Below are 17,649 nucleotides of genomic sequence, written 5' to 3' on the forward strand. Positions count from 1 at the left end.
CAAAGTTGGAACTCGGTTAAGTGTGGGAGCGGGCTTGCTCGCGAAGAGCTCGCCTCGGTCTCAAGCGAACATCACACCATCTCGTTGCGAATCCACTCCACTACGAAGGTCCGCTTCGGCGCCCATCCCAGCAATTCCCGAGCATGCTTGCCGCGCACCCGGCTGTTGGAGCCCAGGCCATAGTTGGCCATTTCATAACCCCACTCGGCCTCGGCATCCGCCAATGGCCAATCCTGTGGTTTACCCAGCTTCAGCGCTTCGGCAATCGCGGTGGTCATGTCGACAAACGCCGCTTCGCCACTCTCCACAAAGTAGAAAGTGCCCGGCACATTCTTTTCCAGCGCCAGCACGTACAACGCAACCACGTCTTCAATGTGCACGTTGGACCAGATGTTCTGCCCGGTGCCCACATGCCGCACTACACCGCTTTTGCGTGCCTGCTTGAGCAAGCGTGGCAACTGCACGCTGTCGCGCTTGACGCCCAGGCTGTGACCGTAGATCAGGGTGTTGCAGATCACTGCCGAGTTCACGCCATCTTTGGCGGCAGCCAGGATCAGGTTGTCGATGGCCACGCGAGCAGCCTTGTCGACAGTCGGCGCCGGCAGGTTGTCTTCAAAGTAGATGACATCGCTGGACTTACCGCCCGACGCATCGCCAACGATGCTCGAACCGCTGGTGTGCAGGAAGGTTTTGTTGGAACCGCGCAGCGCGGCCAGCAAGGTTTCCACGGCGCCGCGATGGTCGCTGCTGGCGGCGTTGATCACCGCGTCAGCTTTCTTCGCCTGCTCGGTCAACAGCGCGCTGTCATCCAGCGTACCGATCACCGGCGTGATACCCAGTGCCGTCATTTCCGCAGCCTGTTCGGTGCTGCGCACCAGGCCGGTGACGTTATGGCCGGCCTTGACCAGGCCAGTGGCGATGGAACCGCCGATAAAACCGGCAGCGCCGGTAATGAATACGTTCATGGAGGTGTCTCCCTGCGTGAGTAATTGATGGCGTCAGTATTGCGGACCTATCCATTCCGAATAAGTCCGTATTGCCCAATTCAATCTTGCGCAGAGGTCACGAATCAGCTGGCGTAGCTGGCCAGCTTGCCCTGGATAAAGTCCAGGAAGCACTGGATGCGCAAGGCCAATTGCGAGTTGCGGTAGTACACCGCGTTGATCGGTTGACGATAGCCGCTGTTGAACTCGGCCAGCACCGGTATCAGGCGTCCGGTCTTGATGTCCTGGGCGGTCATGAAGTCCGATAAACAGGTGATGCCCTGCCCTTCCAGCGCCAGCTGGCGCAAGGTTTCACCGCTGGAAGCGGCGACACCGGGCTGGATTTGCCAGCGATCGCCGTGCACATGACGCAACGGCCAGTGGTTGAGGGTTTCGGTCTGGGTGAAGCCGAGCAAAGTGTGTTCAGCCAGTTCGGCAACGGTGGTGGGCGTGCCGTGCTGTTCCAGATACACCGGGCTGGCGAGGATATGCAGCGGGCTGCAACCCAGTGAGCGGGCGTGCAACGTCGAGTCGGCCAGGGCACCGATACGGATCGCGATGTCGGTGCTCTGTTCCAGCAGGTCGATGATCAGGTCGTTACTGTTCAGTTCCAGCTGGATATCCGGGTACAGGCGACGAAACTCGGCGATGTACGGCACGATCGCATGCAGCATGAACGGCGACGCCGCGTTGATCCGCAGGCGCCCCGACGGGGTTTGCTGGCGCGACGACAGGCGTTCTTCCAGGTCGTCCATCTGCTCGAGGATCACCTTGGCCCGCTCGAAGAAATACTTGCCCTCTTCGGTCAGGTCCATGCGCCGGGTGGTGCGATTGATCAGGGTGGTGTCGAGCTTGGCTTCCAGGCGCGACAAAGTGCGGCTGACCGCCGACGGCGTCTGCCCGACCTGTTCGGCTGCGGCGGAAATCGACCCGCATTCAATCACGCAGACGAAGATCTGTAGCTCATCGGATCGGGCTTTCAACGTGAATCCTCTTTATAGCGGCTGCACGGATACTAGCCGCATTACAGACTCAGGTTAAACACCTGTGCCAGATGCTGTTCATAACGCGCCACGTCGGCTTCGATGGCCGGGCGTTTCATCACGTCCACACAGAGGAAGGTCGGCAGGCCGGTCATGCCGAGGAACTCGTTGGCCTTGTGGAACGGGAAATACACCGCGTCCACGCCCTTGGCTTCGAAGAAGTCGGTGGGGTCGTCGAACGCTTGCTGAGGAGCGTTCCAGGTCAGGGACAGCATGTATTGCTTGCCCTGGATCAGGCCGCCGCTGCCGTATTTCTGCGACGAGTCGGAGCGGGTGCGGCCGTCGCTGGCGTACAGGCTGCCATGGCCTTCGGTGAAGACTTCATCGATGTACTTCTTGACGATCCACGGAGCGCCCATCCACCAGCCGGGCATCTGGTAGATGATCACGTCGGCCCAGAGGAATTTGGCGACTTCTTCGGCCACGTCGTAGCCGGCGTCGATGTGGGTTTCCTTGACGTCGATGCCGCCACGGTCCAGTACCGCCAGGGCGGCTTCATGCAGGGTGCTGTTGTAGCGACCGTCGGAATGGGCGAATTTCTTACCGCCGTTGAGCAGGAGTACTTTTTTCATAGGGGGTGCCTAAAGATTAAAAATGTCTGAAGGCAGGGTAACGGGGTCGGTGCTTTGGAATAAGCGTCGGAAAGGCAAAATACATTTGATTAAAAAGCACGAATCAACAGTTAATTCTTAACCACTGATCAGCAGATGACCTCCCAGCGCGGCCATGCCGATAAAGAACACCCGCTTGAACAGCACGGCACTGATGCGCTGGCGCAGGGCCTGGCCCAGCCACATCCCGAGCAGCGCGGGAACCAGCGCCAACAACGAGGCGTTCAATTCACCGCCGCCCAGGCTGCCACGCCAGAACAGCCCGGCTGCCAGCGCCAGCGTCGACACGGTGAACGACAGCCCCAACGCTTGCACCAGCTGATCGCGGTTCAAGCCCAACGCTTGCAGATACGGCACCGCCGGTATCACGAACACCCCAGTGGCCGAGGTGATCACCCCGGTCAGCACGCCGCACAGCGGGCCCAGCCAGCGCTCGGTGTCCGGGCTGACCTTGAACGTCGGCAGCAACAGCCCGCTCAAGGCATACACCAGCAGCGCGCCGCCCAACGCCCGCACCACCCAATGCCCGCCATCCATGCCCAGCCACACCGAGCCCAGCCCGGTGCCGAGGAAAATCAGCAGGAGCATCGGCCACAGGCGTTTGATCAACGCGCTCAGGTGACCGCCGAAGGCCAGTTGCCAGAGGTTGGTGACGGTGGACGGGATGATCAGCAACGCCGCAGCCTGCGCCGGCAACATAGCCAGGCCGAGCATGCCCATGGCGACGGTGGGCAGGCCCAGGCCGATGACGCCCTTGACCGTACCTGCCAGCAGGAAGGTGCCGATCACCAGCAATGTCAGGGCCGGGCCGAGGTTTTGGTAGAACGCGAGTAAGGTATTCATGGGTCGATTTTGCAGGTTTGGGTGATATCTGAAAATTCGCCATATACTGAGGCAGCCTCTTGTTTTGCATGAGGCAGATAGCCTCTTCGCGAGCAAGCCCGCTCCCACATTTTGAAAGGGTTCACAGATCTAAATGTGGGAGCGGGCTTGCTCGCGAAGAGGCCCGTACAGACACTGAGATCCCCAGCCCATGCACTTTGACCTGATCGACCTGCGCCTGTACCTGCACATCCTCGACACCGGCAATATCACCGCCGGCGCCAGCCGCAGCCATTTGTCCCTGGCGGCGGCGAGTGCACGGATCCGGGCGATGGAAGCCTCCCTGGGCATCGAGTTTCTTGAACGTGGCCGCCGTGGCGTCACCCCGACTGCTGCGGGTAAAGCCCTCGCCCGTCACGCCCGCCTGCTGTTGCAGCAAGCCGATCACCTGCAGCAAGACCTCGCGGAATACGCCAACGGCGTCAAGGGCCAGGTGCGCCTGCTGTGCAACACCACCGCCCTGAGCGAATACCTGCCGGAACTGTTGGCGGACTTTCTGCACGAGCACCCCAACCTCGACATCGACCTGCAGGAACTGCCAAGCCTGCGCATCACCCACGCCTTGCGCCAGGGCGCGGCAGACCTGGGGATCATTTCCGATGCGGTGGACACCCACGGCCTGCAAACCCTGCCCTTTCGCGACGACCCGCTGGTGCTGATCATGCCGCTGGATCACCCGCTGACCGGGCGCACCGTGAGTTTTATCGACAGCTTGCAGCACGACTACGTGGGCCTGGCCGCCGACAGCGCGCTGGCGGTGTACCTGGAGGAACAGGCATTGCACGCAGGCTTTCGCTTGCAGACACGCATCCGCGCTGATGGGTTTGACGGGCTGATTCGCATGGTCGCCCGGGGCGCCGGGCTGGGGATCGTGCCCCTGGCCGCGCTGGAACGCTGGCCGTTGGAGCGGCGCTTCAAGGCCCAACCCCTGAGCGAGGATTGGGCCTGTCGCAAACTGCTGTTATGCGCCCGCGAGTTCGAGCAATTGCCCGGTTACGCCGCCCAACTGCTAAACGCCCTCTCCCCCTGTAGGAGCGAGCTTGCTCGCGAAGCACGTCAACGATAACGCGGGCTTTCTGATTTAACCCGGCGCCCTCGGGTTTTTCGCGAGCAAGCTCGCTCCTACAAGGTTTTGGCGACCCTTGCGGAAGAACACGTAGTACACCGCCGACAGAATCAGCAGGAACGGCACCCCGAACACCAGCGTCATCTTGAACGCATCGGTGAAAAACGTGGTGATCATCACCGCGCCCATCAGCACCAGGCCCAGCAGTGTGCTGTAGGGAAACAGCGCCAGCTGGAACGACAGCTTCGCCCCGCCGTGACGCTTGCGGTAGCGGCGGAAAAACAGGTGCGTGAGGAAGATCATGAACCAGGTGAAGATCGCGCCAAACATCGAGATCGCCATCATCAGGGTGAACGAGCTTTCCGGGTACACCACGTTCAGCAGGGTCGCCAGGGCAATACCCGAGCTGGACAGCAACAAGGCGTTCAACGGGATCCCGCTCTTGCTCAAGGCGCCCATGGACTTGGGCGCAAAACCGGCGCGGGACAGGCTGAACATCATGCGGGTGGTGATGTAGAGCTGGCTGTTCATCGCCGACAGCGCAGCGATCAGGATCACGAAGTTCATCACCCCGGTGGCGCCGGGAATGCCGATGGTCTGCATCACCGTGACGAACGGGCTCTGGGCGTGGCCGGCCTGGTTCCATGGCACGATGGCCAACATCAGCGCCAGGGTCAGCAGGTAGAACACCACCAGGCGCACGATGGTCGCGCGGAAGGCTTTTTTCACCGCCTGCTCCGGGTCGGCCGCTTCACCGGCGGCCACCGCGATCATTTCCACGCTCAGGTAACTGAAGATCGAGACGATCACCGCGATCCACATGCCGCTCAACCCGTTCGGGAAAAAGCCGCCGTGGGCCGTGTAGTTCTGCACACCGTAATCCGGGTTGCCGGAGCCGAACACCACGTACACCGCGAGGATGATGAAGCCGACAATCGCGCTGATCTTGATCGTGGAAAACCAGTACTCGAAGTTGCCGAAGGTCTTGACGCTGATGGCGTTGAGTACGATCAGCACGCTGGAAAACGAGACGATCCACACCCATTCCGGCACGTTGGCAAACCAGTACTTCATGTACATCGCCACCGCCGTGACCTCGGCGCCCACCGCCAGCACAATCGCCGCCCAGTACGCATAGCGCACCAGGAAACCGGCCAGCGGGCTGACGTAAAACTCCGCATACGCGCCGAACGAGCCCGAGGTGGAATGCGCCACGGTCATCTCCGCCAGGCAGCCCATCAACAGCAAAGTGATCAGCGCGCCGATGGCATAGCTCACCAGCACGCTGGGCCCGGCATAGCCGATGGCGTAGGCGCTGCCCATGAACAGCCCGGTGCCGATGGCGCCACCGATGGCGATCATGCTCATCTGGCCGGAAGTGAGCTGGCGCCTGAGGCCCAGTTCGCGATTGGTGATTTCGGCAAAGCCTTGGTCTGGCGTGGTCACGTGGCGTGCCCCTTTATTATTGTGATTGCACTGCTTTCTGGTTGAAACACTGTTCCCTGTGGGAGCGGGCTTGCTCGCGAATGCGGTGTGCCAGTCAATACATCAGAGACTGATAGACCGCATTCGCGAGCAAGCCCGCTCCCACATTTTTTGCGCTGCGTTTACTCAGGTGACGCTGTGACGAACCTTGAACTGCGGCTGGTCCCAGGTTTTTTGATCGAGAATCTCACCCAGGATTTCCACCGCATCCCACACTTCAGCAAAGCTGGTGTACAGCGGGGTAAACCCGAAACGCATGATGCGCGGCTCGCGATAATCACCAATCACGCCGCGAGCGATCAAGGCCTGGATAACCGCGTAGCCTTCCGGGTGTTCGAAGCTGACGTGGCTACCCCGTCGGGCATGCTCACGCGGGGTGATCAGGGTCAGGTCGTGGGCGGCGCAACGGCTTTCCACCAACTCGATAAACAGGTCGGTCAACGCCAGGGATTTAGAGCGCAAGCTGGCCATATCGGTCTGGGCGAAAATATCCAGGCCACACTCCACCATCGCCAGCGAGGTAATCGGCTGGGTGCCGCACAGGTAGCGGGCGATGCCCTGGCTCGGCGCATAACGCGATTCCATGGCGAACTGTCGGGTATGCCCGAACCAGCCCGACAGCGGCTGCGTAACCACATCCACCAGCGCCGGGTTGACCCACACAAACGCCTGGGAGCCGGGCCCGCCGTTGAGGTATTTGTAAGTGCAACCAATTGCATAATCGGCACCGGCCTGATGCAGGTCGATCGGCACCGCGCCCGCGGAATGCGCCAGATCCCAGATCGCCAGCGCGCCACATTCATGGCTCAAGGCAGTCTGGGCCTGCATGTCGTACATGTAGCCGGTCTTGTAGTTGACGTGGGTGAGCATCACCACGGCCGTGTCCTGGTCGATGGCTTTCGGCAGTTCGTCCGGGCTGTTGACCAGGCGCAGGGAGTAGCCCTGTTGCAGCAGTTCGGTGAGGCCTTCGGCGATGTACAGGTCGGTGGGGAAATTGCTCGCTTCGCTGACGATCACCTTGCGGCTTGGCGCGCGTTCGCGTTGCACGGTCAGCGCGGCGCTGAGCACTTTGAACAGGTTGATGGAGGTGGTATCGGTGATCACCACTTCACCGTCGCGGGCACCGATCAGCGGTGCCAGGCGATTGCCCAGGCGCTGGGACAGGTCGGCCCAGCCGGCACTGTTCCAACTGCGAATAAGGCCATTGCCCCACTCCTCGGCGATCACCGCTTGCGCCCGTTCCAGTGCCGCTACCGGGCGCGCACCGAGGGAGTTGCCGTCGAGGTAGATGACCCCGGCCGGCAAGGCGAATTGGTTGCGCAATGGCGCCAGCGGATCCTGGGCGTCGAGGGTCAGGCAATGGGTGCGGGTGGTCATGGTCAGTCCTGTTGTTGTAGTAACAATGAGCCAAATAATGAACGAAGCTTTAGAGAATTTTCGTGCAAAGTGGTGGGCAACAGGCTAATTAAGCTGTAGGAAATTCGAATTTAACCCCCAAACACGCGGATTTATTCTAACCATGATTCTCGACGCCACCGACCTGCGCCTTCTGCATTTTCTGCAACAGGATGGCCGTATCAGTAACCAGGAACTGGCGGAGAAAGTCGCCCTGTCGCCGTCGGCCTGCCTGCGGCGTTTGCGCCTGCTGGAAAGCGAGGGAATCATCAGTGGTTATCGGGCGGTGTTGAACGCCGAGCAGTTGGGGATTGAGCTGGAGGCCATCGTCCACCTGTCGTTACGCCAGGATGTGGAGGATTGGCACGAGACGTTTATCAAGAAGGTGCAAGGGTGGCCGGAGGTGGCCAGTGCGTACGTGATTACCGGGGCGAGCAATTATGTGCTGCGGGTGCAGGCGCGCAACCTCAAGCACTTTTCGGATTTCATTGTGAACCACCTGAACCGCACGGCGGGGGTGATGGATATTCGGTCGGAGATCGTGCTGCAGAAGATCAAGGATCGGGATGATCTGCTCGATCTGGTTGTTCGCAAGTAGGCCAAACGATACAGAGCCAATGTGGGAGCGGGCTTGCTCGCGAAGGCGGAGTGTCAGTCACCGGAAATATTGACTGATCCACCGCATTCGCGAGCAAGCCCGCTCCCACATTTTTTTACCGCGTTCAGTCTTCGAGCGCGCGAACTCGTTGCATACGTTTCTGTTCGACAGGCGCCGCCGCAGGCTGCAACTCAAAGTCAAAATCAATCTGCGCAAACTGCCCTTCCACACCAAATTCCTTCGCCAGGTTTGCGTCCTCGCTGAAGCGAATTTCGGCGATCAACTCATCCCGCGTCGCATAGGCAAAATCATCATGCAGGTACGGGTCATCCGACAGGTTGATCTGGGTGGTCAGGTGCCGATGGCCCGGCGCCGAGATGAAGAAGTGGATATGCGCCGGCCGCTGGCCATGGCGCCCCAACTGGTCCAGCAACTGCTGGGTCGGCCCGGTCGGCGGGCAGCCATACCCCGACGGCACGATGCTGCGAAAACGGTAGTTGCCCTGGGCATCGGTCTCGATTCGCCGACGCAGGTTGAACTCCGACTGCGTGCTGTCAAACCACGAATACGTACCACCGGTATTGGCCTGCCATACATCGACAATCGCCCCCGCCAACGGCTTGCCATTGGTGTCGCGCACCTGGCCCTGCATGAACAGCGGCACGCCCGGGTCCTGCCCGTCGTCCAGCCGCGCCTCGAACTTGGACAGCGGCGCACCGGCCACGTACAGCGGGCCTTCGATGGTGCGCGGGGTGCCGCCGGACTTGCCGGCTTCCTCGTCCGCCGCGTCCATCAGCATGTCCAGGTAATGCTCCAGGCCCAGGCCTGCCGCGAGCAAGCCGGCTTCCTGGTTCTTGCCCAGTTCGTTGAGGTAGTTGACCGCCTTCCAGAACTCTTCCGGAGTCACTTCCAGGTCTTCGATGATGTTCACCGTGTCCCGCAGGATCCGGTAGATCAGCGCCTTGGCCCGTGGGTTGCCGCCGTCGTTAAGGTTGCCGCTGGCTTCTTCGAGAAACTGTTGGGCGTGAGCAGTCTGGGAAAGTCGGATGGTCATGGTGCAATCCTCATCTTGTAATTATTAGGTGAAAAAACAGACTCAGCGATCATCCTCACGGATCGACGATGGATGCCGGCACAGGGCATTCACTTCGATGGCCATGTAAGGATAAAGCGGCAGTTGCATCAACAGGTCATGCAGTTCCTGCACGCTGTCGACATCGAACACGCTGTAGTTGGCGTACAGCCCGGCGATGCGCCACAGGTGGCGCCATTTGCCTTGCTCCTGCAGCCGCTGGGAGAAGGCTTTTTCTTCAGCCTTGAGGCCGGCAGCGCGCTCGGGGTTCATGTCGACTGGCAGGTTCACGGTCATTTTTACGTGGAACAACATCGCAGGTGTCCTCTTGTTAGTTATCGCGACGGAAGAACGCCAGGCGCTCTTCATCGATGGCAAGGCCCAGGCCCGGAGCGGTGGAGACATGCAGGTGGAAATCGCGGTACACCAACGGCTCGGAGAGGATGTCTTCGGTGAGCAGCAGCGGGCCGAACAGCTCGGTGTCCCACGCCAGTTTGTTCAAGGTGAGAAAGGCATGGGCCGAGGCCAGGGTACCGATACCGCCTTCGAGCATGGTGCCGCCGTACAGGCCGATACCCGCCGCCTCGGCAATCGCAGCGGTGCGCAATACCGCACGCGGCCCGCCGTTTTTGGCGATCTTCAGGGCGAACACCGAGGCCGCGCCTTCGCGGGCCAGGTTGAAGGCATCTTCCACGCATTCGATGGATTCGTCGGCCATGATCGGCGCCGGGCTCGACAGGTTGAGCCGCACCATGCCGCCGCGGTTGTTGCGCGAGATCGGTTGTTCGATCAGGTCGATACCGTTGTCCCCCAGCACCTTGCAGGCGCGCAGGGCCACGGCTTCGTCCCAGGCCTGGTTGACGTCGACCCGTACACTGGCGCGGTCGCCCAAGGCTTTTTTGATCGCGATGACGTGGGCCAGGTCCTGGCTGACTTCACCGGCGCCGATCTTCAATTTGAAAATGCGGTGGCGGCGCAGGTCGAGCATCTTCTCGGCCTCGGCGATGTCTTTTTCGGTGTTACCGCTGGCCAGGGTCCAGGCCACCGGCAAGGCGTCCCGCACGCGGCCGCCGAGCAGTTCGCTGACCGGCAGGCTCAGGCGTTTGCCGAGGGCGTCGAGCAAGGCGCTTTCGATACCCGACTTGGCAAAGGTGTTGCCCCGGATGCTGCGCTCCAGGCGCAACATGGCGGCATTGATGTTGCTCGCGTCCTGGCCGAGCAGCAGCGGCGCGAAGTGCCGGTCGATGTTGATCTTGATGCTGTCGGGGCTTTCATTGCCGTAGCTCAGGCCGCCGATGGTGGTGGATTCACCAATGCCTTCGATACCGTCGGCGCAGCGCACGCGGATGATCACCAGGGTCTGGTTCTGCATCGTGTGCATCGCCAGTTTGTGCGGGCGGATGGTAGGGAGATCGACGATGATGGTCTCGATCGACTCGATGGCGCAAATCGGCATGGCAATACCCGTTGGGTTCTTTATAGATTTGGCCTGATTCTGTTCCGGATCTCTGCTGGCTTCCAATATAGAATGAGTCTCGAACAATACCCTTAAGGTATGAATGGAGTCTTTATGGAACTGCGCCATCTGCGTTACTTCCAGGTGCTGGGGGAAACCCTCAACTTCACCCGCGCCGCCGAACGCCTGCACATTGCCCAGCCGCCGTTGAGCCGGCAGATCCAGCAATTGGAGGACGAACTGGGTGTGGTCCTGCTGGAGCGTGGGCGCCCGTTGCGCCTGACCGAAGCCGGGCGGTTTTTCTATGAGCACGCCAATGTGCTGCTGGAGCAACTGGGCAAGGTGTGTGACAACACCCGGCGCATCGGCCTTGGGCAGAAAACCTGGCTGGGCATCGGTTTTGCGCCGTCGACGCTGTACGGCGTGCTGCCGGAGTTGATTCGCCGGCTGCGCAGCCACGATGGCTTGGAGCTGGAGTTGGGCCTGTCGGAGATGACCACGCTGCAACAGGTCGAAGCCCTCAAGGCCGGGCGGATTGACGTGGGCTTCGGGCGGATTCGCATCGACGACCCGGCCATTGTGCAGCGGGTGTTGGTGGAGGACCGGTTGGTGGCGGTGTTGCCCGCCGGACATCCCCTGCTGGGTGCCCCGGCCACCCTGGCGCAATTGGCCGCTGAACCCTTCGTGCTGTATCCCGGCAACCCGCGGCCGAGCTACGCCGACCATGTGATCGCGCTGTTCGATGCCCATGGCTTGAGCCTGAAGGTTTCGCAGTGGACCAACGAATTGCAGACCGCCATTGGTCTGGTCGGCGCAGGCATGGGCGTGACCCTGGTACCCGCTTCGGTGCAGGTGCTGCACCGCGCAGACATTGGCTATACGCCGGTGGTGGAGGCCACCGCCACGTCGCCGATCATTCTCAGCCGGCGGATCAATGACCAGTCGCCGGGGCTCAGTCATTGCCTGCAACTGGTGGAAGAGTTGATTTAAAAGAACACCACACATCCAATGTGGGAGCGGGCTTGCTCGCGAATGCGCAGTGTCAGTCACCGAATGAGTTGGCTGATGCACCGCATTCGCGAGCAAGCCCGCTCCCACAGTTGATCTCCGTTGTTTTTGCGTAAGGTGTTCACCCCCGCATGCGCCGGGCGTCGTTGCGCTGCAGCGTCTGGCTTGGAGACTCGTCGAACAGCTTGCGGTACTCGGCCGAGAATCGCCCCAGATGAGTAAAGCCCCAGCCCAGGGCGATTTCGGAGATGGTGCGCGTGGAGCCATGTTCGAGGATTTGCTGGCGCACGGCACCCAGGCGGTATTTCTTCAGATAGGCCATGGGCGACAGGGCGAAGTATTTGCGGAAGGCATCGAACAGCTTGAAGCGCGACACGCCCGCCGCCGCCTCCAGATCCTCCAGGTGCACCGCTTCCCGGGCGTTGTCGTGGATGTACTGTCGGGCACGAATCAAATAGTGCGGCAGTTTCACCCCCAGCACGTCCCGCAGCTCTTCGGAATAGTTGTTCGGCTGGGCCAGGATCAGGCCCTTGATCAGCGAGCTTTCCAGGTCCCGGGTAAACGCCACCTGGTCATACAGCTCGCTGCTGCGCTCCAGTTCGGCGATGAAATACCGCGCCATGCGCCACCACGACGCGGAAGCGCCGTCCACCGCGTCCATCGCCGACTCGAAGCGCAGCGGCGCTTCAATCGGCCGCTGCAGCAGGCCTTCCAGGGATTCGCTCATCGCCGCGCGGGTGATCACCACCTGCAACTTGCGGCAGTCGCCCGAGATCTCCAGCACCTGATGTTCGTTGGGCGAAATGATCACCCCCTGGTCACGGTTGGAGCTGAGCCGTACGCCGTTCTTGCTCAGTTCCTGCTCGCCCACCAGCGGCAAGGTCAGGCTGTAGCTGCTGAAGTGCTCGGCGTCTTCAATGTCGATGGTGACATCGGTGCCGTATTCGATAATCCCCAGCGTCGTGGCGCGGGACTTGAACACATTGGCGCTGTGGTGAAAGCGGATGCGCTCCGGCGTCGCGGTTTGCAGGCGGTGCGGCCCGCAAATGCCGGACATCCAGCTGCAGGCGCCTTCAAGGTCGAAGCGCTCGATACGTATATCGCGTGTATTGCTACTCATCACGGGGCACCCACGGCAATTGTGGCCGGCGCGCTCTGACGGCGCGTCCTGGTAGATCGACAGCAAGTTTTGCGCCACGCCAGCGGGATCGCCACTGGGTGGATAGCAACCGTCGACTAAGTGGATAACAAGCAGACTTTTCCGACAATCGCCTTGCAAGACAGTAGCGCATTCCGCCACCGCCCTGCACCGCCGTGGGTATTTCGTGCCCAACTAAGTGGCCCACCTTCCCCCATTAACCGGATAGCCCGGTGCCCCGCCGCAGCCTCTTAATGGCTTACCCGTCTAGCCATTATCAAAAAAGGTGCCTCCCATGAGTGGTGCAAGAAGCGTCGAGCAGTGGAAAAGCTTTATCGAAGGCTGCCTGGACTTCCGTCCGGTGGATGAGGTGTTCCGCATCGCCCGGGACATGTTCACCGAGCCGGAGTTGTTCGAGCTGGAGATGGAGCTGATCTTCGAAAAAAACTGGATCTATGCCTGTCACGAGAGCGAACTGGCCAACAAGCACGACTTCGTGACGATGCGCGCCGGGCGCCAGCCGATGATCATCACCCGCGACGGCGAAGGCCAGCTCAACGCGCTGATCAACGCCTGCCAGCACCGGGGCACCACCCTGACCCGAGTCGGCAAGGGCAACCAGTCCACCTTCACCTGCCCGTTCCATGCCTGGTGCTACAAGAGCGATGGCCGGCTGGTGAAGGTCAAGGCGCCGGGGGAATACCCGGAAGGCTTCGACAAGGCCACTCGCGGCCTGAAAAAAGCACGGATCGAGAGCTACAAGGGCTTCGTCTTCATCAGCCTCGACGTGAACGGCACCAACAGCCTGGAAGACTTCCTCGGCGACGCCAAAGTGTTCTTCGACATGATGGTCGCCCAATCGGCCACCGGTGAGCTGGAAGTGCTGCCGGGCAAGTCGGCCTACACCTACGACGGTAACTGGAAACTGCAAAACGAGAACGGCCTGGACGGTTATCACGTCAGCACCGTGCACTACAACTACGTGGCCACGGTGCAGCATCGCCAGCAGGTCAATACGGAAAACGGCACCGGCTCGGGCACGACATTGGACTACAGCAAACTCGGCGCCGGCGACGCGAACACCGATGACGGCTGGTTCGCCTTCAACAATGGCCACAGCCTGTTGTTCAGCGACATGCCCAACCCCACCGTGCGTTCGGGCTACGCCACCATCATGCCGCGCCTGATCGAAGAACACGGCCAGCAAAAAGCCGAATGGATGATGCACCGCCTGCGCAACCTGAACATCTACCCAAGCCTGTTCTTCCTCGACCAGATCAGCTCGCAGCTGCGGATCATCCGGCCCATCGCGTGGAACAAGACCGAAATCATCAGCCAGTGCCTGGGGGTGAAGAACGAGTCTGACGCCGACCGTGAAAACCGTATTCGCCAGTTCGAGGATTTCTTCAACGTCTCGGGCATGGGTACGCCGGATGACCTGGTGGAGTTCCGCGAAGCCCAGCGCGGCTTCCAGGGCCGTCTGGAACGCTGGAGCGATATCTCCCGCGGCAGCCATCGCTGGGAAACCGGGCCGACGCCCAACAGCGAATCCATCGGTATCCAGCCGGCGATGACCGGCACCGAATTCACCCACGAAGGGCTGTACGTCAACCAGCACCGCAACTGGCAGAAATTCCTGCTGGACGGACTCGACCAGCAAGCCCTGAAACTGCGGGAGGTGGAATGATGAATGCGCAATTGCAGTACCGGATCGAGCAGTTTTTTTATCGTAAATCCGAGCTGTGCGATGCCCAGGACTGGGACGCCTACGTGCAGCTGTTCGACCCGCAGAGTGAATTCCACCTGCCGCAGTGGGATTCGGAACATGTCTACACCCGCGACCCGAAGCGCGAAATGTCGTTGATCTACTACGCCAACCGCTCGGGGCTGGAGGATCGGGTGTTTCGCCTGCGTACGGGCAAGGCTGCGTCGGCCACGCCGATGCCAAGGACGCTGCATTTGATCAACAACGTGCGGATTGCCGAGCAACCGGACGGGCTGCTGGAGGTGAAGTTGAACTGGCATACGTTGTTCTATCGGCTGGCGACGTCGGAGCAGTTCTACGGCAGCGCCACTTACAGCCTCAAGCCCGATGGCGACAGTTGGTTGATCACCCGCAAGCATGCGCTGCTGCTCAACGACACCATCAACTCGGTGCTGGATTTCTATCACCTGTGACCTGATGCATTACACCTGTGGCGAGGGAGCTTGCTCCCGCTGGACCGGGTTGGCGCTCCAGTGCGTAGCGCTCCCGGCTTTTTGGGGCTGCTGCGCAGCCCAGCGGGAGCAAGCTCCCTCGCCACAGGTAAATCGCAGGCATAGAAAATCAAACTCGCGGAGTTCTGCGAATGAATCACAAAGTGGCCTTCAGTTTTGCCGACGGCAAGACCCTGTTTTTCCCGGTGGGCGCCAATGAGATCCTGTTGGATGCAGCCTTGCGCAACGGCATCAAGATCCCGCTCGACTGCCGCGAAGGCGTTTGCGGCACTTGCCAGGGCCGCTGCGAGTCCGGCGACTACAGCCAGGACTACGTGGACGAGGAAGCCCTCTCCAGCCTCGACCTGCAACAACGCAAAATGCTCAGCTGCCAGACCCGGGTCCAATCCGATGCGGCGTTCTACTTCGATTTTGATTCCAGCCTGTGCAACGCGCCGGGGCCGGTCCAGATCCGCAGCACGGTGAGCCAAGTGCAGCAGGTGTCGCCCAGCACGGCGATCCTGCACCTGCAGCTTGAAGCACCATTGGATTTCCTGCCGGGCCAGTACGCCCGCCTGTCGATTCCCGGCACCGACAGTTGGCGCTCCTACTCTTTCGCCAACCGCCCGGGCAATCAGTTGCAGTTCCTGATCCGCCTGCTGCCCGATGGCGTGATGAGCAACTACATTCGCGAACGCTGCCAGGTCAGTGATGAGTTGCTGCTGGAAGCGCCATTGGGTGCCTTCTACCTTCGGCATGTCACCCGACCGCTGGTGTTGGTGGCCGGTGGCACTGGTTTATCGGCGCTGCTGGGCATGCTTGACGACCTGGCCGCCAGCACCTGCCAACAGCCGGTGCACCTGTATTACGGCGTGCGGGGTGCGGCCGATTTATGCGAGGCAACACGCATAAAAGCCTACGCCGATAAGATCCCGGGGTTTCGCTACACCGAGGTACTCAGCGACCCACCTTCGGACTGGGCCGGCAAACGCGGCTACCTCACCGAGCATTTCGACCTGGCCGAATTGCGGGATCAATCGGCAGATATGTACGTCTGCGGCCCCCCTCCGATGGTCGAATCCATCAAACAATGGCTGCTGGATCAGGCACTTGATGGCGTTCAGCTGTATTACGAAAAGTTTACCGAGAGTAATATCTGACCCCTCAGCGGTATGAGGGGCTGGTTCGGTGTGCGATCAACCCTGAAAAAAACAAGTAGAAGGGAATGTTAATGGCGGATGACATGGTTAACCCGGTGGGCCTCAAGCGTGGCCTGAAGAACCGGCATATTCAGCTGATTGCCTTGGGAGGGGCGATCGGGACCGGGCTGTTCCTCGGCTCGGCGGGCGTGCTCAAGTCGGCGGGGCCGTCGATGATCCTGGGCTATGCGGTAGCCGGGTTCATCGCGTTCCTGATCATGCGCCAGCTGGGCGAAATGATCGTCGAGGAACCGGTGGCCGGCTCCTTCAGCCACTTCGCCCACAAGTACTGGGGCGGTTACGCAGGCTTCCTCGCCGGCTGGAACTACTGGGTACTCTACGTGCTGGTGGGCATGGCCGAGCTGACAGCGGTGGGCAAGTACATCCAGTTCTGGTGGCCGGAAATTCCGACCTGGGTCAGTGCGGTGGTGTTCTTTGTGCTGGTCAACCTGATCAACACCCTCAACGTGAAGTTCTTCGGTGAGACCGAGTTCTGGTTCGCGATCATCAAGGTGGTGGCGATTGTCGGCATGATCGTGCTCGGCTGCTACCTGCTGTTCAGCGGCACCGGCGGCCCGCAGGCCTCGGTGAGTAACCTGTGGAGCCACGGCGGGTTCTTCCCGAATGGCGGCATGGGGCTGTTGATGTCCATGGCGTTCATCATGTTCTCGTTCGGCGGCCTGGAGCTGGTGGGTATTACCGCCGCCGAAGCCAGCGAACCCCGCAAGGTGATCCCGAAGGCGATCAACCAGGTGGTGTACCGGATCCTGATTTTCTACGTCGGCGCCCTTACCGTGCTGCTGTCGTTGTACCCATGGAACCAACTGCTGCAAACCCTCGGCGCGTCGGGCGATGCCTACAGCGGCAGTCCGTTCGTGCAGATCTTTTCCTTGATCGGTAACGACACCGCCGCCCACATCCTCAACTTCGTGGTCCTGACCGCGGCACTGTCGGTGTACAACAGCGGCGTGTACTGCAACAGCCGCATGCTGTTCGGCCTGGCCGAGCAGGGCGACGCGCCGAAAGCGCTGATGAAGTTGAACAAGCAAGGCGTGCCGCTGCGTGCCCTGGGCATCTCGGCCCTGGTGACGCTGCTGTGTGTGGTGATCAACTACGTCGCGCCGCATGACGCACTGGAGCTGTTGTTTGCGCTGGTGGTTGCCTCGTTGATGATCAACTGGGCGCTGATCAGCCTGACCCACATCAAGTTCCGCAAGGCCATGGGCGAGCAAGGCGTGGTGCCGTCGTTCAAGACCTTCTGGTTCCCGTTCAGCAACTACCTGTGCCTGGCGTTCATGCTGATGATCATCTGCGTGATGCTGGCGATTCCGGGTGTACGGGCGTCGGTGTATGCGATTCCGGTCTGGGTCGGGATCATCTATGTGGCGTACCGGTTGCGGTTGAATAACGCGAAGGTAGTAACAGCGCAATAACCCATGTGGGAGCCCGCTCCCACATTTTGATCGTATTCCAAATGAAAAGCCCCGGTACTGATGAGTACCGGGGCTTTTTGTTGG

The 17,649-nt window shown here is 60.8% G+C and carries 17 protein-coding genes; 7 read left to right on the forward strand and 10 right to left on the reverse strand.

Going from position 1 to position 17,649, the window contains the following annotated elements; genetic code table 11:
- Positions 1-71: 71 nt before the first annotated feature.
- From HX869_RS26005 to HX869_RS26020, 4 genes are all read right to left on the reverse strand, one after another.
- Entirely contained in the window at positions 72-965 is an 894-nt protein-coding gene (locus HX869_RS26005; RefSeq protein ID WP_178903867.1) for an NAD-dependent epimerase/dehydratase family protein, read from the reverse strand.
- Between the two features lie 104 nt (positions 966-1,069).
- The gene (locus HX869_RS26010; RefSeq protein WP_178903868.1) at positions 1,070-1,966 is read right to left on the reverse strand and encodes a LysR family transcriptional regulator; all 897 of its coding nucleotides are present in this window, start codon (positions 1,964-1,966) and stop codon (positions 1,070-1,072) included.
- Positions 1,967-2,007: 41 nt separating this feature from the next.
- A complete protein-coding gene (locus tag HX869_RS26015) occupies positions 2,008-2,598 on the reverse strand; it encodes an NAD(P)H-dependent oxidoreductase (protein ID WP_008436691.1) in 591 nt (196 codons plus the stop codon).
- A gap of 117 nt (positions 2,599-2,715) precedes the next feature.
- Positions 2,716-3,480, reverse strand: a complete 765-nt coding sequence (locus HX869_RS26020) for a sulfite exporter TauE/SafE family protein (protein ID WP_177067899.1) — start codon at positions 3,478-3,480, stop codon at positions 2,716-2,718.
- A gap of 190 nt (positions 3,481-3,670) precedes the next feature.
- On the opposite strand from HX869_RS26020, the gene HX869_RS26025 reads away from it, so the two are divergent.
- Complete coding sequence (locus tag HX869_RS26025; protein WP_178903869.1) at positions 3,671-4,585, forward strand: LysR substrate-binding domain-containing protein; 915 nt, start codon at positions 3,671-3,673, stop codon at positions 4,583-4,585.
- Between the two features lie 15 nt (positions 4,586-4,600).
- Here HX869_RS26025 and HX869_RS26030 read toward each other — a convergent pair whose 3' ends face one another.
- A complete protein-coding gene (locus HX869_RS26030; protein ID WP_003212300.1) occupies positions 4,601-6,031 on the reverse strand; it encodes an amino acid permease in 1,431 nt (476 codons plus the stop codon).
- A gap of 165 nt (positions 6,032-6,196) precedes the next feature.
- Positions 6,197-7,447: a kynureninase gene (gene kynU, locus HX869_RS26035; protein ID WP_134325689.1), complete on the reverse strand. Its 1,251-nt coding sequence runs from the start codon at positions 7,445-7,447 to the stop codon at positions 6,197-6,199.
- A 142-nt stretch (positions 7,448-7,589) separates the two neighbouring features.
- On the opposite strand from kynU, the gene HX869_RS26040 reads away from it, so the two are divergent.
- On the forward strand, positions 7,590-8,063 hold the full coding sequence (locus HX869_RS26040; protein WP_003212305.1) for an Lrp/AsnC family transcriptional regulator: 474 nt from the start codon (positions 7,590-7,592) through the stop codon (positions 8,061-8,063).
- Between the two features lie 124 nt (positions 8,064-8,187).
- Here the strand turns inward: HX869_RS26040 and catA are convergent, their stop codons facing one another.
- Genes catA through HX869_RS26055 form a run of 3 tightly spaced genes read right to left on the reverse strand, consistent with a single transcriptional unit; the run spans position 8,188 to position 10,591 of the window.
- Positions 8,188-9,117 carry a catechol 1,2-dioxygenase gene (gene catA / locus HX869_RS26045; protein WP_008436682.1) on the reverse strand — a complete coding sequence of 310 codons (930 nt, stop codon included), beginning with the start codon at positions 9,115-9,117 and terminating at the stop codon, positions 8,188-8,190.
- Positions 9,118-9,159: 42 nt separating this feature from the next.
- Positions 9,160-9,450, reverse strand: a complete 291-nt coding sequence (gene catC / locus HX869_RS26050) for a muconolactone Delta-isomerase (protein ID WP_003212310.1) — start codon at positions 9,448-9,450, stop codon at positions 9,160-9,162.
- Positions 9,451-9,466: 16 nt separating this feature from the next.
- Entirely contained in the window at positions 9,467-10,591 is a 1,125-nt protein-coding gene (locus HX869_RS26055) for a muconate cycloisomerase family protein (RefSeq protein WP_178903870.1), read from the reverse strand.
- A gap of 114 nt (positions 10,592-10,705) precedes the next feature.
- Here HX869_RS26055 and HX869_RS26060 point away from each other — a divergent pair, with 114 nt between their 5' ends.
- Positions 10,706-11,581 (forward strand): LysR family transcriptional regulator, encoded by an 876-nt coding sequence (locus tag HX869_RS26060; protein WP_003212314.1) that lies wholly within the window; start codon positions 10,706-10,708, stop codon positions 11,579-11,581.
- A 139-nt stretch (positions 11,582-11,720) separates the two neighbouring features.
- On the opposite strand, the gene HX869_RS26065 is transcribed toward HX869_RS26060, so the two are convergent.
- Positions 11,721-12,719 (reverse strand): helix-turn-helix domain-containing protein, encoded by a 999-nt coding sequence (locus HX869_RS26065; RefSeq protein ID WP_008436676.1) that lies wholly within the window; start codon positions 12,717-12,719, stop codon positions 11,721-11,723.
- A gap of 313 nt (positions 12,720-13,032) precedes the next feature.
- Between HX869_RS26065 and antA the strand changes: the two genes are divergently transcribed.
- The 4 genes from antA to HX869_RS26085 all read left to right on the forward strand — a co-directional run bounded on the left by antA (position 13,033) and on the right by HX869_RS26085 (position 17,565).
- The gene (gene antA, locus HX869_RS26070) at positions 13,033-14,424 is read left to right on the forward strand and encodes an anthranilate 1,2-dioxygenase large subunit (RefSeq protein ID WP_003212318.1); all 1,392 of its coding nucleotides are present in this window, start codon (positions 13,033-13,035) and stop codon (positions 14,422-14,424) included.
- Entirely contained in the window at positions 14,424-14,915 is a 492-nt protein-coding gene (gene antB / locus HX869_RS26075) for an anthranilate 1,2-dioxygenase small subunit (RefSeq protein ID WP_003212320.1), read from the forward strand. Before antA ends, antB begins: the two co-directional genes overlap by 1 nt.
- Positions 14,916-15,085: 170 nt before the next feature.
- A complete protein-coding gene (antC, locus tag HX869_RS26080; RefSeq protein WP_178903871.1) occupies positions 15,086-16,093 on the forward strand; it encodes an anthranilate 1,2-dioxygenase electron transfer component AntC in 1,008 nt (335 codons plus the stop codon).
- 71 nt (positions 16,094-16,164) lie between these two features.
- Complete coding sequence (locus HX869_RS26085; RefSeq protein WP_178903872.1) at positions 16,165-17,565, forward strand: amino acid permease; 1,401 nt, start codon at positions 16,165-16,167, stop codon at positions 17,563-17,565.
- The last annotated feature ends 84 nt before the right edge of the window (positions 17,566-17,649 follow it).

The sequence above is a fragment of the Pseudomonas sp. P7779 genome, from assembly GCF_013386315.1.
In the GTDB taxonomy this organism is placed as follows: Bacteria; Pseudomonadota; Gammaproteobacteria; order Pseudomonadales; family Pseudomonadaceae; genus Aquipseudomonas.

Coding starts and splice junctions, on each gene's coding strand:
- antC (WP_178903871.1), top strand. CDS start 15,086: ATGAATCACAAAGTGGCCTTCAGTTTTGCCGACGGCAAGACCCTGTTT.
- HX869_RS26020 (WP_177067899.1), bottom strand. CDS start 3,480: ATGAATACCTTACTCGCGTTCTACCAAAACCTCGGCCCGGCCCTGACA.
- HX869_RS26025 (WP_178903869.1), top strand. CDS start 3,671: ATGCACTTTGACCTGATCGACCTGCGCCTGTACCTGCACATCCTCGAC.
- HX869_RS26040 (WP_003212305.1), top strand. CDS start 7,590: ATGATTCTCGACGCCACCGACCTGCGCCTTCTGCATTTTCTGCAACAG.
- HX869_RS26060 (WP_003212314.1), top strand. CDS start 10,706: ATGGAACTGCGCCATCTGCGTTACTTCCAGGTGCTGGGGGAAACCCTC.
- antA (WP_003212318.1), top strand. CDS start 13,033: ATGAGTGGTGCAAGAAGCGTCGAGCAGTGGAAAAGCTTTATCGAAGGC.
- HX869_RS26005 (WP_178903867.1), bottom strand. CDS start 965: ATGAACGTATTCATTACCGGCGCTGCCGGTTTTATCGGCGGTTCCATC.
- catC (WP_003212310.1), bottom strand. CDS start 9,450: ATGTTGTTCCACGTAAAAATGACCGTGAACCTGCCAGTCGACATGAAC.
- HX869_RS26055 (WP_178903870.1), bottom strand. CDS start 10,591: ATGCCGATTTGCGCCATCGAGTCGATCGAGACCATCATCGTCGATCTC.
- HX869_RS26065 (WP_008436676.1), bottom strand. CDS start 12,719: ATGAGTAGCAATACACGCGATATACGTATCGAGCGCTTCGACCTTGAA.
- catA (WP_008436682.1), bottom strand. CDS start 9,117: ATGACCATCCGACTTTCCCAGACTGCTCACGCCCAACAGTTTCTCGAA.
- HX869_RS26085 (WP_178903872.1), top strand. CDS start 16,165: ATGGCGGATGACATGGTTAACCCGGTGGGCCTCAAGCGTGGCCTGAAG.
- HX869_RS26015 (WP_008436691.1), bottom strand. CDS start 2,598: ATGAAAAAAGTACTCCTGCTCAACGGCGGTAAGAAATTCGCCCATTCC.
- kynU (WP_134325689.1), bottom strand. CDS start 7,447: ATGACCACCCGCACCCATTGCCTGACCCTCGACGCCCAGGATCCGCTG.
- antB (WP_003212320.1), top strand. CDS start 14,424: ATGAATGCGCAATTGCAGTACCGGATCGAGCAGTTTTTTTATCGTAAA.